The sequence below is a fragment of the Acinetobacter sp. V116_7 genome, assembly GCF_056735735.1.
Map to the genome: position 1 here is coordinate 275,698 of NZ_JBWZIF010000028.1, position 18,989 is coordinate 294,686.

General features: G+C 40.4%; 14 protein-coding genes. 1 reads left to right on the top strand and 13 read right to left on the bottom strand.

What is annotated here, in order from left to right; translation table 11 throughout:
- The first annotated feature begins 46 nt into the window (after window positions 1-46).
- Window positions 47-2,527, top strand: coding sequence for a TonB-dependent receptor (locus AC1PJP_RS15320; protein WP_479767545.1), 2,481 nt, complete (start codon window positions 47-49; stop codon window positions 2,525-2,527).
- Between the two features lie 66 nt (window positions 2,528-2,593).
- On the opposite strand, the gene mgrA is transcribed toward AC1PJP_RS15320, so the two are convergent.
- The 13 genes from mgrA to AC1PJP_RS15385 form a co-directional block, all read right to left on the bottom strand.
- On the bottom strand, window positions 2,594-3,592 hold the full coding sequence (gene mgrA, locus AC1PJP_RS15325) for an L-glyceraldehyde 3-phosphate reductase (RefSeq protein ID WP_479767547.1): 999 nt from the start codon (window positions 3,590-3,592) through the stop codon (window positions 2,594-2,596).
- 11 nt (window positions 3,593-3,603) lie between these two features.
- Complete coding sequence (locus tag AC1PJP_RS15330) at window positions 3,604-4,932, bottom strand: LLM class flavin-dependent oxidoreductase (RefSeq protein ID WP_479767549.1); 1,329 nt, start codon at window positions 4,930-4,932, stop codon at window positions 3,604-3,606.
- A gap of 62 nt (window positions 4,933-4,994) precedes the next feature.
- Complete coding sequence (locus AC1PJP_RS15335; protein ID WP_479768245.1) at window positions 4,995-7,190, bottom strand: TonB-dependent receptor; 2,196 nt, start codon at window positions 7,188-7,190, stop codon at window positions 4,995-4,997.
- A gap of 128 nt (window positions 7,191-7,318) precedes the next feature.
- Window positions 7,319-8,386 carry an ABC transporter substrate-binding protein gene (locus tag AC1PJP_RS15340; RefSeq protein ID WP_479767551.1) on the bottom strand — a complete coding sequence of 356 codons (1,068 nt, stop codon included), beginning with the start codon at window positions 8,384-8,386 and terminating at the stop codon, window positions 7,319-7,321.
- A 50-nt stretch (window positions 8,387-8,436) separates the two neighbouring features.
- Window positions 8,437-9,345 (bottom strand): TauD/TfdA dioxygenase family protein, encoded by a 909-nt coding sequence (locus tag AC1PJP_RS15345; RefSeq protein ID WP_479767553.1) that lies wholly within the window; start codon window positions 9,343-9,345, stop codon window positions 8,437-8,439.
- Between the two features lie 119 nt (window positions 9,346-9,464).
- The gene (locus AC1PJP_RS15350; RefSeq protein ID WP_479767555.1) at window positions 9,465-10,262 is read right to left on the bottom strand and encodes a Crp/Fnr family transcriptional regulator; all 798 of its coding nucleotides are present in this window, start codon (window positions 10,260-10,262) and stop codon (window positions 9,465-9,467) included.
- A 156-nt stretch (window positions 10,263-10,418) separates the two neighbouring features.
- Complete coding sequence (locus AC1PJP_RS15355) at window positions 10,419-10,826, bottom strand: ExbD/TolR family protein (protein ID WP_192454363.1); 408 nt, start codon at window positions 10,824-10,826, stop codon at window positions 10,419-10,421.
- Entirely contained in the window at window positions 10,826-11,560 is a 735-nt protein-coding gene (locus tag AC1PJP_RS15360) for a MotA/TolQ/ExbB proton channel family protein (RefSeq protein ID WP_479767557.1), read from the bottom strand. Before AC1PJP_RS15360 ends, AC1PJP_RS15355 begins: the two co-directional genes overlap by 1 nt.
- Before the next feature lie 36 nt (window positions 11,561-11,596).
- Entirely contained in the window at window positions 11,597-12,445 is an 849-nt protein-coding gene (locus tag AC1PJP_RS15365; protein WP_479767559.1) for an energy transducer TonB, read from the bottom strand.
- A gap of 12 nt (window positions 12,446-12,457) precedes the next feature.
- A complete protein-coding gene (locus tag AC1PJP_RS15370; protein WP_004701568.1) occupies window positions 12,458-13,273 on the bottom strand; it encodes an ABC transporter ATP-binding protein in 816 nt (271 codons plus the stop codon).
- A gap of 9 nt (window positions 13,274-13,282) precedes the next feature.
- Window positions 13,283-14,908, bottom strand: coding sequence for an ABC transporter permease (locus AC1PJP_RS15375; protein WP_016145289.1), 1,626 nt, complete (start codon window positions 14,906-14,908; stop codon window positions 13,283-13,285).
- Between the two features lie 318 nt (window positions 14,909-15,226).
- Window positions 15,227-16,423, bottom strand: coding sequence for an LLM class flavin-dependent oxidoreductase (locus tag AC1PJP_RS15380; protein ID WP_192454359.1), 1,197 nt, complete (start codon window positions 16,421-16,423; stop codon window positions 15,227-15,229).
- Window positions 16,424-16,445: 22 nt separating this feature from the next.
- A complete protein-coding gene (locus AC1PJP_RS15385) occupies window positions 16,446-18,776 on the bottom strand; it encodes a TonB-dependent receptor (RefSeq protein WP_005131896.1) in 2,331 nt (776 codons plus the stop codon).
- Window positions 18,777-18,989: the final 213 nt, after the last annotated feature.

Consider the following 18,989-nt stretch of genomic DNA (forward strand, 5'->3'; position numbering starts at 1 on the left):
GTGTTCAATTACATAAAAATTAAAATCATCACAAAGAAAACACAAAATGGAGTCATTAATGTCAGTTCAAAAGCACACCTTTCACTTCAAGAGAAAAAGATTAGTTTTAAATAAAATCACGCAAAGTCTGTTTATTTCATTTATAGGGTGTGCAGGATATTCATCTATTGTTTATGCCGAAGACACTTCTTCTACAGCGGTAACGGAAGCCAGTACGTCAAATTCACAGTCAAACAGTAAAGCAGATGATGTCATTCAGCTTGCAGATGTTATTGTGACTACTCGAAGACGTGAAGAAAAAGCACAAAATGTTCCAACACCCATTAGTATTTTAAGTGCCAAAACGCTGGAAACACAAAAACTCAGTAAACTTGAAGATCTACAGCAAGCCCTACCTAGCCTTAATGTTGCTTTCTTGAACCCACGTCAATCCAGTGTAGCGGTTCGGGGTTTGGGTAATAACCCAGCCAGTGATGGTTTGGAAGCTAGTGTCGGGGTCTATCTGGACAATGTTTACTTAGGTCGCCCCGGCATGGCTGTATTTGATTTATTAGATATTGCCCAACTCGAATTATTACGCGGGCCACAAGGGACATTATTTGGTAAAAATACCACGGCGGGCTTATTAAATATTAGCTCAAAACAGCCTACCTTCGACCCAGACCATTCTGCTGAAATTTCTTTTGGTTCACGCAATTATTTGCAGGCTAAAGGAACGTTTTCAGATGCTCTATCCGAAACTGTAGCAGGCCGACTCTCTTTTTATAAAACAACTCAAGATGGTTTTATTCATAATACCTATAATGGTAAAGATTATAACAATACAGATCGCGAAGGTGTCCGCGGTCAAATTCTCTGGAAGCCGCAAGAGAATTTTAATTTACGTCTAATTGCAGATTACAACAAGCAAGATGATGATCAAGGCGCGATGGTCGTGTACTACGCTGGGCCAACGTTTAACAGTACCGTATATGGCAATAACTATAATCGTTACTTAGAAAATGCCACACAGTCAGGTGCCAAAAATCTTTATACCAACTGGAAAGATAAACAAATTCATTCAGATGCCCCACAACATATGTCTGTTGAACAAGGTGGTGGATCGGCAGAAGCCAATTGGTCGCTAGATAGCGGTAAAAAAATTACGTCGATTAGTGCATACCGCTTTTGGAACTTCACTCCAACCAACAGTGATTTTATTAGCTCAAATGCATTGACTAATGCCGGTGTTTCGGTTCGAGATAAACAGTATTCTCAAGAGCTACGTCTAACATCTGCTGGAAATCAAAAAGTGGATTGGGTAACGGGCCTATATTACTTTCAGCAACAGTTAGACAATACGACTTTCTCTTTATATGGAGATACGGCTGACGCATTCTATCTTTACAACGTTCCGAGCGTGAGAACCTTAATTGCAAATGGTCAATCGAATATTTTGAATAATCGAGACTCATATTCATATGGAACAACTGAGACAAAAAGCTCAGCATTATTTGGTCAAAGTACATGGCATGCGACACCGAAGTTAGACATCACCACAGGTGCACGAGTCACCTATGAAGATAAATCTGCCAGTATCTATAGAACCGACCCTATCGGGGGTACACCAATTTCAGGTTTAAGTGCGGCAGAGCGTAATTTACTAAATGCCCAGCTCGGCGCATACGACTCGGGTGAACTGAAACAACATGGATTAAGTTACTCTGGCTTACTGACGGGCAGCTATCGTTTAAATCCGAGCACACTGGCCTATGCAACGTATTCACACGGCGAGAAATCAGGAGGCTTTAACCTAAGCATTGGTTCTGCACCAGCAGCGGGTGCTAACTCGTTAAAGGTTGATCCTGAAAAAGCAGATAACTATGAAATTGGGTTAAAACAGAATTTTCTAAATAATACCTTACAGTTAAATAGCAATATATTCTGGATTGATGTTTCTGACTATCAAACCACAAGCTATGAACAAGTGGGTAACTCTGTGGTGAGTGTATTGGCAAATGCAGGTAAAGTACGCAGCCGAGGGATTGAACTCGATGCTACCTATCAGCCTATTCGTCGCCTTACACTTAATTTTAATGGTTCTCTTAACGATACCACCTATACAGAATACAAAAACGCGCCTGCTCCATCCAATATCAGCATTCCAACAGGCGTAAATACACAAGATTTGTCTGGAGAGCGTGTATATGGCGTACCGAAGTGGATTGCAAATTTCAATTTCCGTTATGACTTAGCTGAGCACAATAACTGGCAGCCCTATGTTTCAGGAAGTTATGCTTGGCGAGATTGGTCATATGGCTCTTTAGATAATAACCCGTACAGTGTTATTAAAGCCTATGGATTAACAAATGCGAGTCTGGGTGCACGACATCGTATTGGTGAAAATGAACTGGATGTTGCGCTATGGGTAAAAAACCTTACCAATGAAACCTATGTGACCAATACATGGAATTCTTCTAATGGTATTGTTCTCGCTAGTTTAGGTCAGCCCCGTACCATTGGTGCAACCGTAAAACTTAGCTTTTAACAAATAAAATGCATAATCATTGCAGCATTGGCTCCTTCAAAGCCATGCTGCAAATTTTGTATAGAGTTATGGCGTATTTAGAATAGCGTCAATCTGAGTCAATTCATCTGCACTAAACGTCGTATTTTGCAATGCTTTTAAGTTTTCGATGATCTGCTCTGGACGACTAGCACCAATGATTGTCGATGTAATCCGTTCATCTCTTAAAACCCATGACAATGAAAATTGAGCCAATGTTTGGTCTCGACGCTTTGCTATTTCATTTAACTGCTGTATTTGTTGTAGCTTCAATGAAACGAGATGCTCTAACTGTAAATAACGACTACCACGCCCGATACGCGAGTCTTCAGGTACACCATTCAGATATCGTCCAGCCAATAGGCCTTGAGCCAGTGGTGAGAACGTAATTACACCAAAACCCTCTTGTTTAGCAGTCTCCGTTAAACCTTGCTCAATCTGACGTTCAAAAAAATTGTAAATCGGTTGATGCAAAGTAAGTGGAACGTGATAAGCCTTAAGCAATTCTATCAACTGTAAAGTTAACTCTGGTGTATATCCAGAAGAAATCCCTACATAGAGTGCTTTACCTTGCTGCACAATATCGGCAAGTGTCTTGGCTGTTTCTTCAAGCGGTGTTTCCGAGTCATAACGATGTGAATAAAAAATATCGACATAATCAAGCCCCAGTCGCTGTAAGCTTTGATCAAGACTAGCCATTAGGTATTTTCGGCTGCTGCTACCTTGTCCATAAGGTCCAGGCCACATGTCCCAGCCTGCCTTTGTCGAAATAATAAGTTCGTCTCGATATGGCTTGAAGTCAGTTTTTAAAAAGTGCCCAATATTTTTCTCTGCACTTCCAAAAGGTGTTCCATAATTATTGGCCAGATCAAAATGATTAATTCCCTGATCAAACGCCGTGTAAAGTACCGATTTTTGTTGCTGAATTGGAGTGTCATCTCCAAAGTTATGCCAGCAACCAAGTGACAATGGTGGTAATACCAAACCGCTATTTTTAATTTTTCGATATTGGAATGATTGATATCGTTCTGAATTTGCAAGATACATATTTTGTCCTTTTATTTGGCACCAGCCAAGAGGCCGAGGTTTTGTCTTAATGTTTGACCTTCGTATTCTTTGCGGAATAAATTGCGCTGTTGAAGGATGGGAATCACCAGATCGACAAAGTCTCTAATTCCGTTTGATATGACGGCCGGCATAATGTTAAATCCATCTGCTGCACCACTGACGAACCACTCTTCAAGCTGGTCGGCGATATATTCTGGCGTTCCAACCAAGCAAAAATGCCCTCGTCCCGATGCAATACGTTGATAGAGCTGTTTAATGGTTAGACCCTGCTCTTGCCCGAGTGCCTGAATCAATTGCTGGCGACTTTGCTGCCCTGTTTGGGTTTCAGATAAATCTAACGAAGCTAAAGGCTGATTTACATCAACACCGCTTAAGTCAAAATTGCCCAACATTCTTCCTAAAAGCCCAAGGCCAATATCATCATCAACGAGTTCATCTAAAAGCTGTTGCTGTTCCTTAGCATCTTCATTCGTATGAGCAACAAGGACATATACACCCGGCATGACCACTAACTCATGTTCTTGGCGGTCAAAGTCTTCAAGACGTTGCTTTACATCGCTATAAAATTGCTGTGCAGCGGCTAAGTTGGATTGCGCAGTAAAAATGACATCTGCTGTACGAGCTGCCAGATTTTTGCCTCGTTCTGAACTGCCTGCCTGAACCACCACAGGGTGAGACTGTGGGCTTGGGCTAATATTGAGTGGACCTTTTACCTGAAAAATATCACCGCAATGATTGAGCGTGTGTACCTTATCTGGATTAAAGAAAATACCTCTGGCTTTATCATGAATAGCTGCATCTTCATCCCAACTATTCCAAAGTCCTTTTACGACATCGTGAAATTCTTCAGCACGTGCATAGCGGTCTTGATGTTTGACATGTTCCTTTGTACTGAAATTTTTCGCTTCAAGTGCAAAATCAGTGGTGACGAGGTTCCAGCCTGCACGTCCAGCAGAAATCTGGTCTAAAGAGGCAAATTTTCTTGCGAGATGATATGGCTCATTATAGGTTGTCGTGGCTGTCCCAATGAGTCCAATATGACGGGTTTGTGTCGCAATTGCCGAAAGTAATGTGAGGGGTTCAACCTCGCTACCGCGAATTTTGCCTGATGTCGCAGTTGCTGGATCAACAGCTAAACTATCGGCAAAAAAAATGGCATCAAATTTCCCTTCTTCAGCTATTTTTGCTGCGCTTAAGTAGCGTTCATAGGGACTTAGGTTTAATTGACTCGCTGGATGCCTCCAACTGGCCAAATGATGGCCATAACCGTCTAAAAATAAATTAAGGTGGAGCTTTCTTGTAGACGAAGGATTACTCATTTTAATCAGTCCAATTGATTGGTGTACACCTCTTAAAAAACGAGGCGTACTAGACATACTTTTTAGAAATTTTTACGAAATGAAATACCAAAATAGCGTTCATCATCTCGAGGGACTTGACGATTAATACGGCTACCATTTGTGCTCAGTAAGGTTGCATATGATTTATCCGTTATATTTCGTACATTCAATGCCAATCGCCAGTCAGAGGCAGTATCAGCCAAAGCGATGCTCGCGTTCAAAAGTCCATATGCACCCTGAATGGTGTTTTGGTTTTGGTCGAGACTGAACTGTACTTTGCTCTGCCATGCATATTGGGTTGAGAGTTCAATTTGCTTGTTATTTGCCAGAGTAAAATAGCGATCGAGCTGCGTATTAAATTTCCAATCCGGTGAAAATGGTAGTGGTTTACCATTTACATTTGGGCATGAAGTATCGGCAGCTGGACATTTGAAGTCATCAATTCGTGCATGTGTATAGGCACCAGAAAAGTTTAGTGCCCAATTTGGATTGATCTTATATACCGAATCAATTTCAGCACCATAGGTAGAGACACTTCCTGCATTAACCAAGCGGGTTATTGGGAAACCATTTGGGTCGAGAGTTCTAAAATTTGCCTGATAGTTATCATAATCAGTATTAAATAACGCCACATTGACACGCAGACGATTATTCAACCATTGAGATTTGAGACCAAGTTCGTAAGAGTTAGCCGTTTCAGGATCGATGACAGGCGTATCATTTTGCTGCATATTAAAATAAACGTTATATGCAGGACCTTTATAACCTCTCGAGTACGTAAAATAGCCCAATATATTCGGTGTAAAGTCATATTGAGGTCCTATGCGACCTGAAACTCCGGTTTCACTGGTTGATCCTTCACTGCTAAATGAAGAACGAATAGCATTTCGGACACCTACACTGCTTGGAACAGTTGAAACTCGGCTGTGATCATAAGACAACTCATCACGAGTAACACGTAAACCCGCAATCCATCTCAATCGATTTGTGAAATGAAAGGTACCTTCACCAAATGCAGCATAGTTGGTGCTGTCAGTGTTATAGATTGCCTTACCAAAATCTACGACATAGGCATTAGAGGCATTGTTATACCAAGTTGACTCACGTTGATAAGTCTCATCGTTTTTATTCTTTGAAAAATATAGACCCGCGACATAATCAAAAAAACCATGATCGAGCGGTTTAATTCTAATTTCTTGAGAAAATTGCTTACTGTTAACATGACCTAAATCGGCAATTCCGGCAAAATTTGGTGTCGGAGCAGCAAGCTGATCACTGTCACCAATCTGTGTGTTTTTCCATTGGCGAAAGGCCGTAATGGATGATAATTGATGATTGGTTAATGTCCAGTCTGCCGTAAGCGCTACACCCTGATTGGTATCATCAGTCGAGGCTTGAGTATTTTCAACTGTACTTCGATTGGTTGGAGATGCCACAACAGGCGATAATGCTGCTGCATAGTTGGCATCGGTATTTTTAACCACAATACCTGTTGGAGCACTTCCTTTTTTATGCAGATAATCGGCAGTAAAGCCCAACACTAAACTATCGGTAGGCGTATATTCAAATTTAGTTCTAAACCCATAGTTTTTATAGCCATTAACATCTTGATTGGTTGTAAGATTATCTACATTGCCATCAAAATTACCTAATAGCGCCGAGACATTGGCAGTTAATTTTTCAGGAATTAATGTACCAGATGCTCCTAGTTTAATTCGTTGCTCACCATCGTTAGTGGCATAGGCATCAATATAACCAGAGGTTTCACTGGTTGGATTTTTGGTCACAATATTGACTACACCTGCCGATGCGTTTTTACCAAAAAGTGTTCCTTGCGGACCACGTAGGACTTCAATACGATCCACATCTAACAAATCAAGTGTTGCTTGCCCCGGTCGGCTGTAAACAACGCCATCTATCACTGTTGAGACAGAAGGTTCAACACCCGGTGAAGTGGTAACAGTTCCAATACCGCGAACAAATAAAGAAGTATCCTTATTGGAAGCTCCAGCCCGAAAGTTAACACTCGGTACTTGAGTTACCAATGTTTCAAGTGAGTTTCGCTGTTGCTTATCGAGTTCCTTTCCACTGATGACTGAAACGGCAACAGGTACTTTTTGGAGTGATTCTTCACGGCGTGTTGCTGTTACTACAACGGTCTCTAACTGAGCCACATCCTCTGAAGAACGTACGGTGCTTGATACTGTTTCTGCATGAGCTTGTCCCCAAACTGACAAGATACTCAGCGAAAGCAGACTTAAATTTAAAATTTTTTGTTTAGTTACTGACGTGAACGGATCACGCGCTACATTTTTCGAATGTATCGACATTATTTACCCCATAATTAAGTTTTAAAAGACGGCGCTTATTTCACTGATTTCAAATATTCGTACTGCTGAGTTGGTTTCCAGTAGGTCTTTAAATTTGATTGTTCAAGTGCTTGATTTACAAATGACGGATTAATCCAGCTTTTGACGTCAATATTTTTGCGTATCAACCCTTGTTGCGTAGCCAAAGTGATTTTTTGCTGCAATTGTTGGGTGTAATAGCCATCAAATAACGGTGAATATAAAAACTTCAGATTTACACCATTAAGTTCCTGAGCATAGATAGATGCCGGATAGCCAGATTGGGTAAAAAAGAGTGCGACTTGTGGTACTCGATTTTGCTCATTTGAGAGCCAGTTCAGCCCTTTTACAACCTGAGTCACAACTTGTTGTGTTTCATTTGGATGTTGTCGAATAAACGATTGACGACCTAAAAACACACCTTGAGTAGATCCTGCACCATTTAACTGACGACTACTTATAGGCAAGTTAACGATGTGTTTGTCACGTAACGCAAAAAATCGAGAAGGTCCCCATGATGCATCAATTTTTTTTGCGGCCAAAGCAGCGTTGACGGCGTTAAAGTCTAAATTGACCACTCGCACATCGCTGAGCTTTAAACCTTGGCTGTTCAATGCACTCACAAATGACAATTCATCTGCTGTCCCTCTTAACAAACCAACGCGTTTTCCTTTTAAATCAGCAAAATTTTTGATCGGAAGATCAGACCTTACCGCTAGATAATTGGTGATGCCGCGCGCCGTTGGAACAAGTAATTGGGTATCTAATCCATTGGCTTTACCAATGATTGGAGGTAAATCCCCTAAAAAGGCGAAATCCAGTTGATTGTTCGCCAATGCTTCATTAATGGCTGGCCCAGCACCTTTAAAGAAATGCCATTCCACTTTGACATTGTTTTTTGCAAGTTCTTGCTCAAGCCATTTTTTGTTGTAAAGCACATCAACAACTCCACCACCCGCGTGTTTCTGACCAGCAGTCAAATCGGGAGAACCAATTCGGATTGTTTTAAGGCTTTCAGCATAACTGGCATGTCCACAAGTCAATAAGCTCAGCAAGATCAATTTTTTAAAAATTGATGGTTTCATTATATTTTCCACATTTTTATTGATAAATCAGTGTCGTATTATTTAGACACTTATGAAGTAGATGGCTTAATTTGCTTACTCGCTTTACCATCGATATCAACAGGAACATCGCCTGCCAACGTAACGCGTCGCATAATACGCAAGGCATTACCATAATCATTGACGGCTAAATGCTGAGTGGCACGGTTATCCCAAATAGCGACATCTCCGTCCTTCCACGTCCAGCGAATTGTGTTTTCTGGTTTGGTAATACGATCTTGAAAAATTTCAAACAGCTTGTTGGACTCTTTAGCAGTCAGACCCACAAATCGTTTAAAAAATTGGCCTAAAATTAAAGTTCGCTTACCTGTTTCAGGATGTACTCTGACCAATGGGTGTTCTGCCTCATAGACCGTTGAAGCAAAGATTTTTTGATGGCGTTTTACGACTTCATCACTTGCAGAAGGCCGAAAACCACCATAATCAAAATCATTGGTATGAATCGCACGGAGCTGATTGGCAAGGAGCTTTAGCGGCTCAGGCAATTCATCATAGGCTGCTTCTGTATTTGCCCATGTGGTATCGCCCCCTCGATGAGGTGTAGTTACCGCCCTTAAAATGCTGATTTTTGGATAATTTGAAACAAAAGTGACATCGGTATGCCAAACGTCTGCACGACCGTCATGACGGGAATCAAGTTCAAATATATAAGTCGAACCCTCTGCCACTGGAACAGTAGGATGTGAAATAGGTTGCCCAAGCAATTCTGCAAACTTTTCTTGCTCTTGATCGGTTAAATGTTCCTGATTACGGAAAAAAATAACTTTATGTTCAAGCAATGATTGCCTAATTTGATTCAAGACCTCAGGGTTGAGGTTTGAAGATAATTCAACACCATTAATTTGTGCACCGATACGACCTGCTAAAGGAATTACATCGATTAACTCACTCACTAGTTTTCTTATTAATAAATCTGCCATATCATCGTTCTCGTCATTGATGATATGAGTTTAGAAATTACACCTTTTAAATTCTGCAACAAAAATTACATAGCATTTCTGCATTTATGAAAAATTATTCATAATTCGTCATAATCTCTTTAGTGCAGTAAGGCTTTTAATTTGTCGATGTTTTTTACAGAGATATGATTGTATTTTGTTTCTATAATGCCTTCTTCAACAAACCACTGAATTTCCTTTCTGATACTTTGTCTCGATATTTTTAAAAGTTCAGCTAAATTTTCTTGTGAGAGTTTTAATAAAACCTCAATACCTTTTTGAGTTTGGGTCGAAAAAAATTCGATTAAATAGATGAGCTGTCGTGCAATTTGTACCTTTAAAGGTTGTGTAGATGTGTGATAGATATCATTGTCTAAAAGCCGTGTTCTCTGGCATACCAATTTTAAAACCTGATATAGCATGCGTGAATTGTGCTGTATGGTGTGCTTAAAGATATGCTCTGGAATGGTCGCAATCACAGTTGCTTCGTGTGCAACATATTCATGCTCTAGCGCAGATTCAGAAATAAGATAGACAATATTTAATAGTGCGCCTGTAGGGATAAAACGATGAATAAGATATTTCCCATCGTATGAATTCCAACCTAATTTGAGTACACCACTTAAAACAATGATGAGTTCACGACAGTCTTGATTTCTCGAATATAGCACTTGCCCTTGATATAGATGCTTTATCTTAATTTCATTAAATAATTTCTGCTTTTCTTCAAGCGAACATGCGTCCATAAATTCACATTCTGACAGCATTTGTTCAGCCAGTTTTTTATATTCAAAAGTAATGTTGAAATCTTGATAACGATTGATATGAGTTTGATCTAATAAATCTAAAAAATGATCATAGTTATTTCTTCTTTTATCGTTATAAACAAGTGTTGTCATTCGCCATCTCACCATCAAATTGAAGCTCTAAAATAGACCATACAACCTAATCGTGAAATTCAAGTTTAATATAAATTTAGATTAAACAATTATATAAAAATCAAGATCTCAAATTTGGATCTTGATTTTCTTTCGTCTTGTTTATTTTGATAGAACTTAAGACTTAGGCGATGTAATAACTGATAGTTTATCAACGCCTACTCGTTCTATGCTGGCCAGTAACTTGGCAACCGTACCATATGGAACCGTCTCATCTGCATTCAGGTTCAGAGCCAGTTTAGGATTGGCTGCCTTACGCGTTTGAATGGCCTGTTCGAAGTGTTCAATAGTGACTTTATCTTTATCCAGATAAATTTCCCCTTTTGGATTAACACTAATGACCACAGCCTTGGTTTGATCTGTCACCTGCGTTGGTGCAGCCTTGGGTAAGTTTACCTTAACAGTATTGGTCAGTAAGGGTGCCGTGACGATAAACACAATCAACAGAACCAACATCACGTCCACTAGAGGGGTAATGTTGATCTCGCTGACGACATCATCTTGTTCTGATGTTGAAATTGCCATTATGCATATACCTTTTCTTTATTGTGGGTATGGCTTAACTCGCTGGCTGGAATGCTTGTATTTGTTGTTTTTGCCTTGACAGTCTTAAGCTGGAAACCTGATTTTTGGTTTAGGCTGACAAAATCGGTCGCAAAGTCATCTAGTTCTGCACCGATAGTTTTTACTTTACGCACAAAATAGTTATATGCCAGTACCGCTGGAACAGCCACTGCAATCCCGATGCCTGTTGCAACTAACGCTTCACCAATCGGTCCTGCAACGACATCCATACTGGCATTACCCGAATGTGCAATGGCCTGTAAAGCATGGATAATCCCAAAGACTGTACCAAATAGCCCAATGAAAGGTGCATTATTACCAATTGATGCGAGCAAGGCAGAGCCTTTTTCTAGTTGGCGACGTTCAGACAAAATTTGTTTGCGTAAATGGCGCTCAAGTAAATCTTGACGACTCCAGCTATGTTGTAAATCTTGATGAGTATCGTCATCTGCATCGGCAAGTGTTTTAAAACCAGTATTTGCAATGCGTGCCACTGGTCCTTGTCCTGCTTCCGATTTTTGAATCGCATCTTGCAGATTTTTAGCACTCCAGAATTCTTCTGCAAAGGCTTTGCTTTGTCGGTTGGCTTTTTGGGTCTGAACCAGTTTAATGACAATCAAACCCCACGTCACAATTGAAAAAGCAACCAATAACCAGATAGTCCCATCGTGGATCAGGGAGTTTATATCACTCATGTTAAAATTCCTTATAGATCAATATTAAGTTAAAAATTATTTTGGGAGCTGATAGTGAATAGGAACATCGACCCAACCTTCGACTGGTGTCTTCCCTTTTAAAGCGGGTGAGAATTTCCATTGTTTTACGGTTCTCACCGCTGCACTATCGAGTATTTTTTTGCCACTGCTCTGTTTGACTGTCACGCTATCAGGACTGCCATTTGGCAAGACTTTTACCCTCAAGATGACTGAACCTTCCCAACCTCGATCGAGAGCCTGTTCAGGATATTCAGGCGCTGGATTACTCAAATAACCCGCATAGCCTTTTGCTTCGGTAACAGGCAAGTTGTCATCAGCAGCTTTCGCAGGTGCTTCAGCGGGTTTTGAAACGGGTTGTTGAACAGGAGCCGCCACCACGTTTTTACTTAAGGGTTCCGCTACAGGCCGTGGTTGCTCTACTGCCTTATGCTGTTCAACAGGTTTAGGCTGCTCAACGTGTTTCTGTACTGGTTTTGGTGTCTCTATTTGCTTTTGTACAGGCTCAGGCTTTGGGCTAACAGGCGGTATCTTTGGCTTTTGCACCACTGGAGGGATTTTAGGTTCAATCACCTTAGGTGGTTCAGGCGGTTTGACAATCTCTATCACCACAGGGTCAGGTGTTTTGACATCAAGCTGAGGTGTAGGAAGTTGTTTGGCGATATACCAGATTCCCAAATGTGCTGCAGCAACTGCGACAATCGCAATTGCCAAAGCATTCTTTTTTGGCCCAGTGGGATCATTTCCAGCATCTACGTTTACGTTATGGCTAAAAAGATCATTAACCGTCGTTGTATGGGTGACCTGATTGGATAATTGCTCAAATAAAAATGCTTTTCTAATCGAGCCTTGACTAAATTCACTCATCAATAACTCCTATTAACCAATTTTGTCTTCGGTCAAAATCCGAAAAATCTGTTCTTTTAATTGATGCAATTCAAAACTTGAACGATTTCGAGGACGCGGCAAGTTGACGGGAATAATCTGTTCAACACGACCAGGTTTAGGTTTTAAAATCACTACACGATCTGCCAGAGTCACGGCCTCTTCCACATCATGCGTAATAAAAACAGTAGTCATTTTTTGTTGGGATTGAATGCGTAGCAATTCATTTTGCATTTGATGCCGTGTTAATGCGTCCAAGGCACCAAACGGTTCGTCTAACAGGAAAATGCGTGGTTGCACAACAAGACTGCGTGCAATAGCTACACGTTGAGACATCCCACCAGATAGCTGATGTGGATAGGCCTTTTCAAAGCCATTTAAACCAATCAATTCAATTGCTTTCTGAACCAGAATATCTTTATCACGTGAAGTTAACGCCTCATTTAATAAACCCAGCTCAATGTTTTGCTCAACGGTAAGCCAAGGAAATAAGCGGTGTTCTTGAAAAACTACTGCTCGATCGCCGCCAATCCCGCTTACATCGGCACCATCAATTAAAATTCGACCATCAAAATCTTGATCTAGTCCTGCCAAAAGACGTAAGAGCGTAGATTTACCGCAGCCACTGCTACCTACAATCGCAATAAACTCCCCTTCTTTAATTTCTAGATTAAAGTCGTGAATAACTTTGACAGGTTGTTGATTGACAACAAAGGACTTATGAACATGGTGAAATGCCACACGTGTTTGAGCATTAGATTGAAAAGACTGGTGATGTTTTTCAGTATTTGTATTAAGGGTAATTGTCATGGTCGGACCTCAATTTTTTCGCCAAGATGTTGCGTAGTTTTCAGTTATTTTGCCCAGCCATGCCAGAATCGCTCCTAAACCAGCGACCAAAACGGTTGCTGCTATCACACGCTCCATTTCAAAGTTTTGCTGTGCAGCCATCATGTAGCTACCTATACCAATCCCAGAGCCCATCAAGTATTCAGCTCCAAAAGATGCCATCCACGAATAGAGCAATGCCAATCGAAACCCAGCAAACATTGAAGGTGCAATGCTCGGTAAAATCAAAAGCGTCAAGCGTTGAAGTAATGTCATTCTTAAAGTGCTCGATACCTCAACAAGCTGCATTGGAATGCTCGACATGCCTTTCCATGTCGCAATAAACATCGGAAAAAATGTCGCTATTGAAATAAAAACAATTTTTGATAAATCTTCGAGCCCAAACCAAGCTGTCAGTAGTGGAATCCAAGCAAAAATGGCAATGAGACGTAATGTGTTGAGTGTAGGTGCCAACAGATTTTCAATAGGTTTAAATAGACCCACCACAATTCCTACTGACGCCCCAATTAGCCCGCCAATAATCAAACCCAAAATTGCACGATAAAGGCTGTAATACATGGCAGTAGTGAGTGAGAAATCTTGAATGCCTGACCAGAGTGCTTCTAATACTTTCCACGGCGCGGGCAAAATTTGACTCGAAATCAAGTTAAACCAACTGCTCACTGCCCAAAGCACGACTAAACTCAAAGGTAAAACCCACGATTTGAAAACATCGGTTCGGTTTTTTTTATGAAAAGTATGAGCACTTAAAGCAGCATGTGGCCAGAACACAAACTTACGTTCAATTCGATGCAGGATAAAATCGAAAATAATTCCGACAGACGCAATAACAAAAATCGTGACAAAGACAATATCAAGCTGAAATAGCTGACGACCTGTCACCATCAAATATCCAATGCCTTCCGATGAAGCCAACAACTCAACAGCAATTAAGCTCGTCCAGCCTGCTGCAACAGCTAGTCTTAAACCAGTAAAGAAGTATGGAAGTGTGGCTGGCAGGACAAGTTTTGTGAGCAAGGTTAGGCGATTAAACTGTAAAATTGCTGCCATTTCTTTGAGTTTGGGTTGAATGTCACGTACCCCTGCTTGAGTATGTAAGGCAATCGGTACCATTGTGGCCTTAAAAATGATGAAAATTTTTAAACTATTTTCGATGCCAAGCCAGATCATGAGCAAAGGCAACCAAGCCAATGTTGGGATAATGACCAACGCATAAAATGTTGCAGATAGGTATTGTTCGGCAATGCGGCTATAACCAAGTAGAACACCTAGAAATACGCCGCCTAATACACCTGATAATAGGCCAAGACCAAAGCGCTCAAGACTAATCGCAAGCTGTGACCATAGATCTTGAGATGCGATTTCAACGAAAGAATGCCATGTATCTTTTGGGGTAGGTAAAATTTGAGCAGGCATCCACTGCTCGTTTGACGCTACCCACCACAGTAGGAATAAACAAAGAGGTACAATCCAATAGATCGCAAGCGAGTTAAAATACCCAACAGAAATGAACCATGGTTTCTTGGTACTTTTCCAGACAATGCCGGATGAATTTTTTTGCGAAATTATTTCTTTCATATCTCGATATATATCCATACATTCTGCTGTTATAGATTTCTCAGAATGTTTAACTAAACGTATACCTGATGATCATTTATCCGTGTCATGTAGATCTAATATGAGACGTGTTATGATCATCTTTGGTGTTATGCTCTGGATGAGTGTAAAGAGAGATGTTTTGTTTAACTGTCTACACAGGTACAAAGATCAGAAAATATTTATATTTATAAATAAGAGATAAAGATAAGAATTCTTGTATAGACCTTTCATAAAAGATCAAATGCATATAAGGAACAAAAATTAAAAAAGCCCAACTAGCTTACTAATCAGGCTTATTCAAAGAACATTTAAACTTTAAAGCGCAATATCAAACTCTGGGCTAGCTACTGTAGGCTGCAATCGAGCACGTTGCTTTTTAAAGTGTGGAAGAACGTGTTCACCAAGACGGTATGACTCTTCAAGATGTGGATAGCCTGCAAGAAAGAATAACTCTATGCCAATGCTATTGTATTCTTTAATACGCTCAATAATTTGTTGGTAGCTCCCGACTAAAGCAACACCTGGTGGCACACCAATATATCCAAATCCTGACCAAACATTTGGATGGATAAAAAAGTCGCTAACATTTTTACTGCCATCTTTTTCGGCATACTCTTTTTCGAAGCTTAATACGCGTGCTGAGCGTAAACCCGCATGGGCTGCTGCCGCGTGTAAACGTTGCTTTTCAGCAGCTTCATCGAGAAAGCGCTGAGCCTCTGCCAACGCTTCTTGTTCAGTACGGCGAGCAATGGTATCGATTGATAGACCAAATTTTATATTTTCACGACCATACTTTTTTGCACGAGCACGTACATCGGCAATCAATGCTGCAATTTCTTCTGGTTTTTCAGCTCGCATTAAATAATAGTCGGCATGTTTTGCTCCAAACTCGCGAGCAGCCTCTGAAGAACCTGCTGTGCAAATAATTGGAAGACTTGCTTTATTCAGTGGATATTTTAGACCACCGCCTTCTGCCGAATAGTACTTCCCTTTATAGTGAAATGAAGGATTATTCCAATATCCTTTTACAACATCTAGAAATTCTGTAGCACGTGCATAACGTTCATCGTGAGGTAAGTCATCGCCTACTTGACGTTGGATGACTTCCGAGCCGCCATTAATAATATTCCAAACCAGTCGATTGCCCGTTGCACGCTGATACGTTGCAGCAGTTTGTACAGCATTATATGGACTAAAATGATAAGCCTGAAATGCAGTCACAAAGTTAAGTTTTTTGGTTTCTCTTGCAAGCAATGAACATACTGTCCAAGGCTCTTCACCGGTTGGGGCGTTTACCATGAGTGCACCAGCAAAACCATTAATTTCTGCTGCCCGTGCTACCTGACTTAAGTAATCAATATAGGTAAAATCATCACCTACTTCATAGTTCGAAACTGCTCCGGTATTTTCAACATTTTCAATATTGGCCCAATCACCGCGATTACGTGGGTCACCAGGTAGAAATTCTGTTTCGCCATGAAGTGGTAAACGTGTAAAAAATTCAATTCCCATTATTTTCTCCTTAAAGCAAAGCTTAGAATTTTGCAGTGAGAGAAACACCAACTTGACGTGGGTTTCCATAGGTTAAGACATATTGTCCAGCAGGACCATTTGGTCGCCCATGAACTTGATATTCTTCGTCTAGCAAGTTTTTAACGTAAGCATTAACTTGGTATTTATTATTTGCGCTGATATACCCAACGTTTGCGTTCCATAAGGTGTACCCTTTTTGACTCAAGATTGGGTCAACAGAATAATCTTGACGATTGACTAAGAAAAACTCACGGTCACGATATTTTGCATCTGTGCCCACAATAACGCGTGCTCCACTATCAAGATTAAAGGTATATTCACCCCCTAAACCGATGGTGTACTTTGGAGAACGAACCAAGCTGTTACCTGTATTGTCAGCATTTACGACATTGGTTACGGGGTTTTTATCAACAAAGTCGGTGTATTCACTGTCTAAATAAGCGCCTGCAAAACGTAGGCGTAAGTTATCGGTCGCTAAATAATCTAATTCTAATTCGGCACCTTTTACTTCTGCCTTAGGTCCATTTGCCAGAACTGAGGTTACTCCTCCACCTTGTCCTTCTGTCGCAACCAATAAATTTGTTTGAATATCTTTGTAGTCGTAATAGAAAATATTGGCATTGGCGGTTAAATTGCCTTGTAACAAGCTAGACTTCAAACCTAGCTCATAGCTATTTAAATATTCAGGGTTAACATCTGCAAGTTGCGTCAGGCTACTTGAAAGACCAGTGTTAAAACCACCTGAACGGAAACCTCGAGCAAAACGGAAGTATGTGTTGATATCAGGCGTGATTTCATATTCTGGCGTAATATCGTAGGTCAGCTCATTCCATCTCTTTTTACGACTTGTTGAACCATTTGCATTCGGCGCTGGGTTATAGACTGCATTGCTATACCCATCCTTTTGCCACCAACTGCCTTTGGTGTAATCGCCTGAGGTAATTTGAACAAGATCTAGATCAATATCTTTTTCTTCACTTGTCCAACGTAAACCACCTGTCACTTTAAATTTATCGGTAAATTTATAGGTACTGTTACCAAACAAGGCAAAACTTTGTGTGGTCTGGTTATAGGTAATATCTCTAAAAGCTGGAGTTCCTGCTGTTTGAGCTGGAGCGCCATTCGGTAATGTTTTATTTACTCGCGCACTTACGCCTGTTGAGTCTAAATCTTCATTAAAGAAGTGAAAACCTGCGATCCAACTAAGTCTTTTTTCAGCATCAGAAGAAACACGAAACTCTTGGCTATATTGGCGCCACTCATTATCGCTATAGCTTCTTGCTACATCGTAAGGCGTATAGTCACCATCAGAAATAGATTTTTGAGTGGTTTTATCAAACGCTGTAATGGATGTAAAAGTATGACCGCCGCCTAAATCTCCTGTTAAGGTGAGTGAAGCGCCGTCATGTTGGATTTTATTACTTTCAGGTAAGTCTAAATTTGTATCTCGGCCTTGTGGTCTTTCATAAACACCCCAGTATTTTCCAATACTTAAAGAGCCATTATTACCAAGACCATTATAAGTTTGGCTATGTAGATTGACTAAAGCATTCCAATCATCATTAATTTTTCCTAATATCTGGAAGCGGAATGATTTTTTATCTACATCCCCGTAGTTCTCACCATTGGCTAAATTTTTTGCATAGCCATCGCGGTCTTCTGAATAGAATGCCCCTCGTACGGCAACGTTATCTGATATAGCCCCATTCACGGCGCCTTCAAAAGTACGAAGATTATGGTCACCTATTCCTATTGTTCCATAACCGGTCGGTTTATCTGTAAAAACAGGTTTTCGTGAAATGTAATTTACCGCACCAGCCGTGGTGTTTTTACCATAAAGCGTGCCTTGTGGACCACGTAGAACCTCAATACGTTCTAAATCGAATAAATCTCCAGCACCAGCAACAGGCGCATTTAAATAAACCCCATCTGCATAAATACCGACTGGAAAAACTGTAGAGGCTGCTACATCGCCAGTTCCTAAACCACGAATATACCAACGTGGACGGCTATCGCCATCTGGGTTTTCAGCTGCTGCATTGGGTGTATAAGTTAAAACATCGCCAATAAATGTTGAGCCTTTCGCGGCTAAATCTTTGCCTGAAACTGCTGTAATTGCAGTTGGAACTTTTTGAATGTTTTGTGCACGATATTGTGCAGTAACGATGACATCGCCTAGTTTTTTTACATCTTTAGCATTTACCACTTGAGCTTGTTGCTCAGCAGGAATTGCATCAGCATCATCGTTCGCTAAAGCTAATGTCGAAACACTCGCCGTTACTCCCCACATAGCAGTTAAAATACTCTGCCTAATTTTTGTAACCTTAAACATGGTGACTCCATTTAAATAAATCTATTCTTATATTGGCAACTTCTATGCCATTTAATTTATTTAAATAATTTCAAATACTTAATGAAAAATTAAAAATAAAAATGATTCAATGCTGCTGATAGATAGACAGTCTGAAAGGTATTATTGTTGTTATTTCAACATTCACGATTTAACGTGTTTTATATCCCGTATTAATAATAAAGCCATACAGAC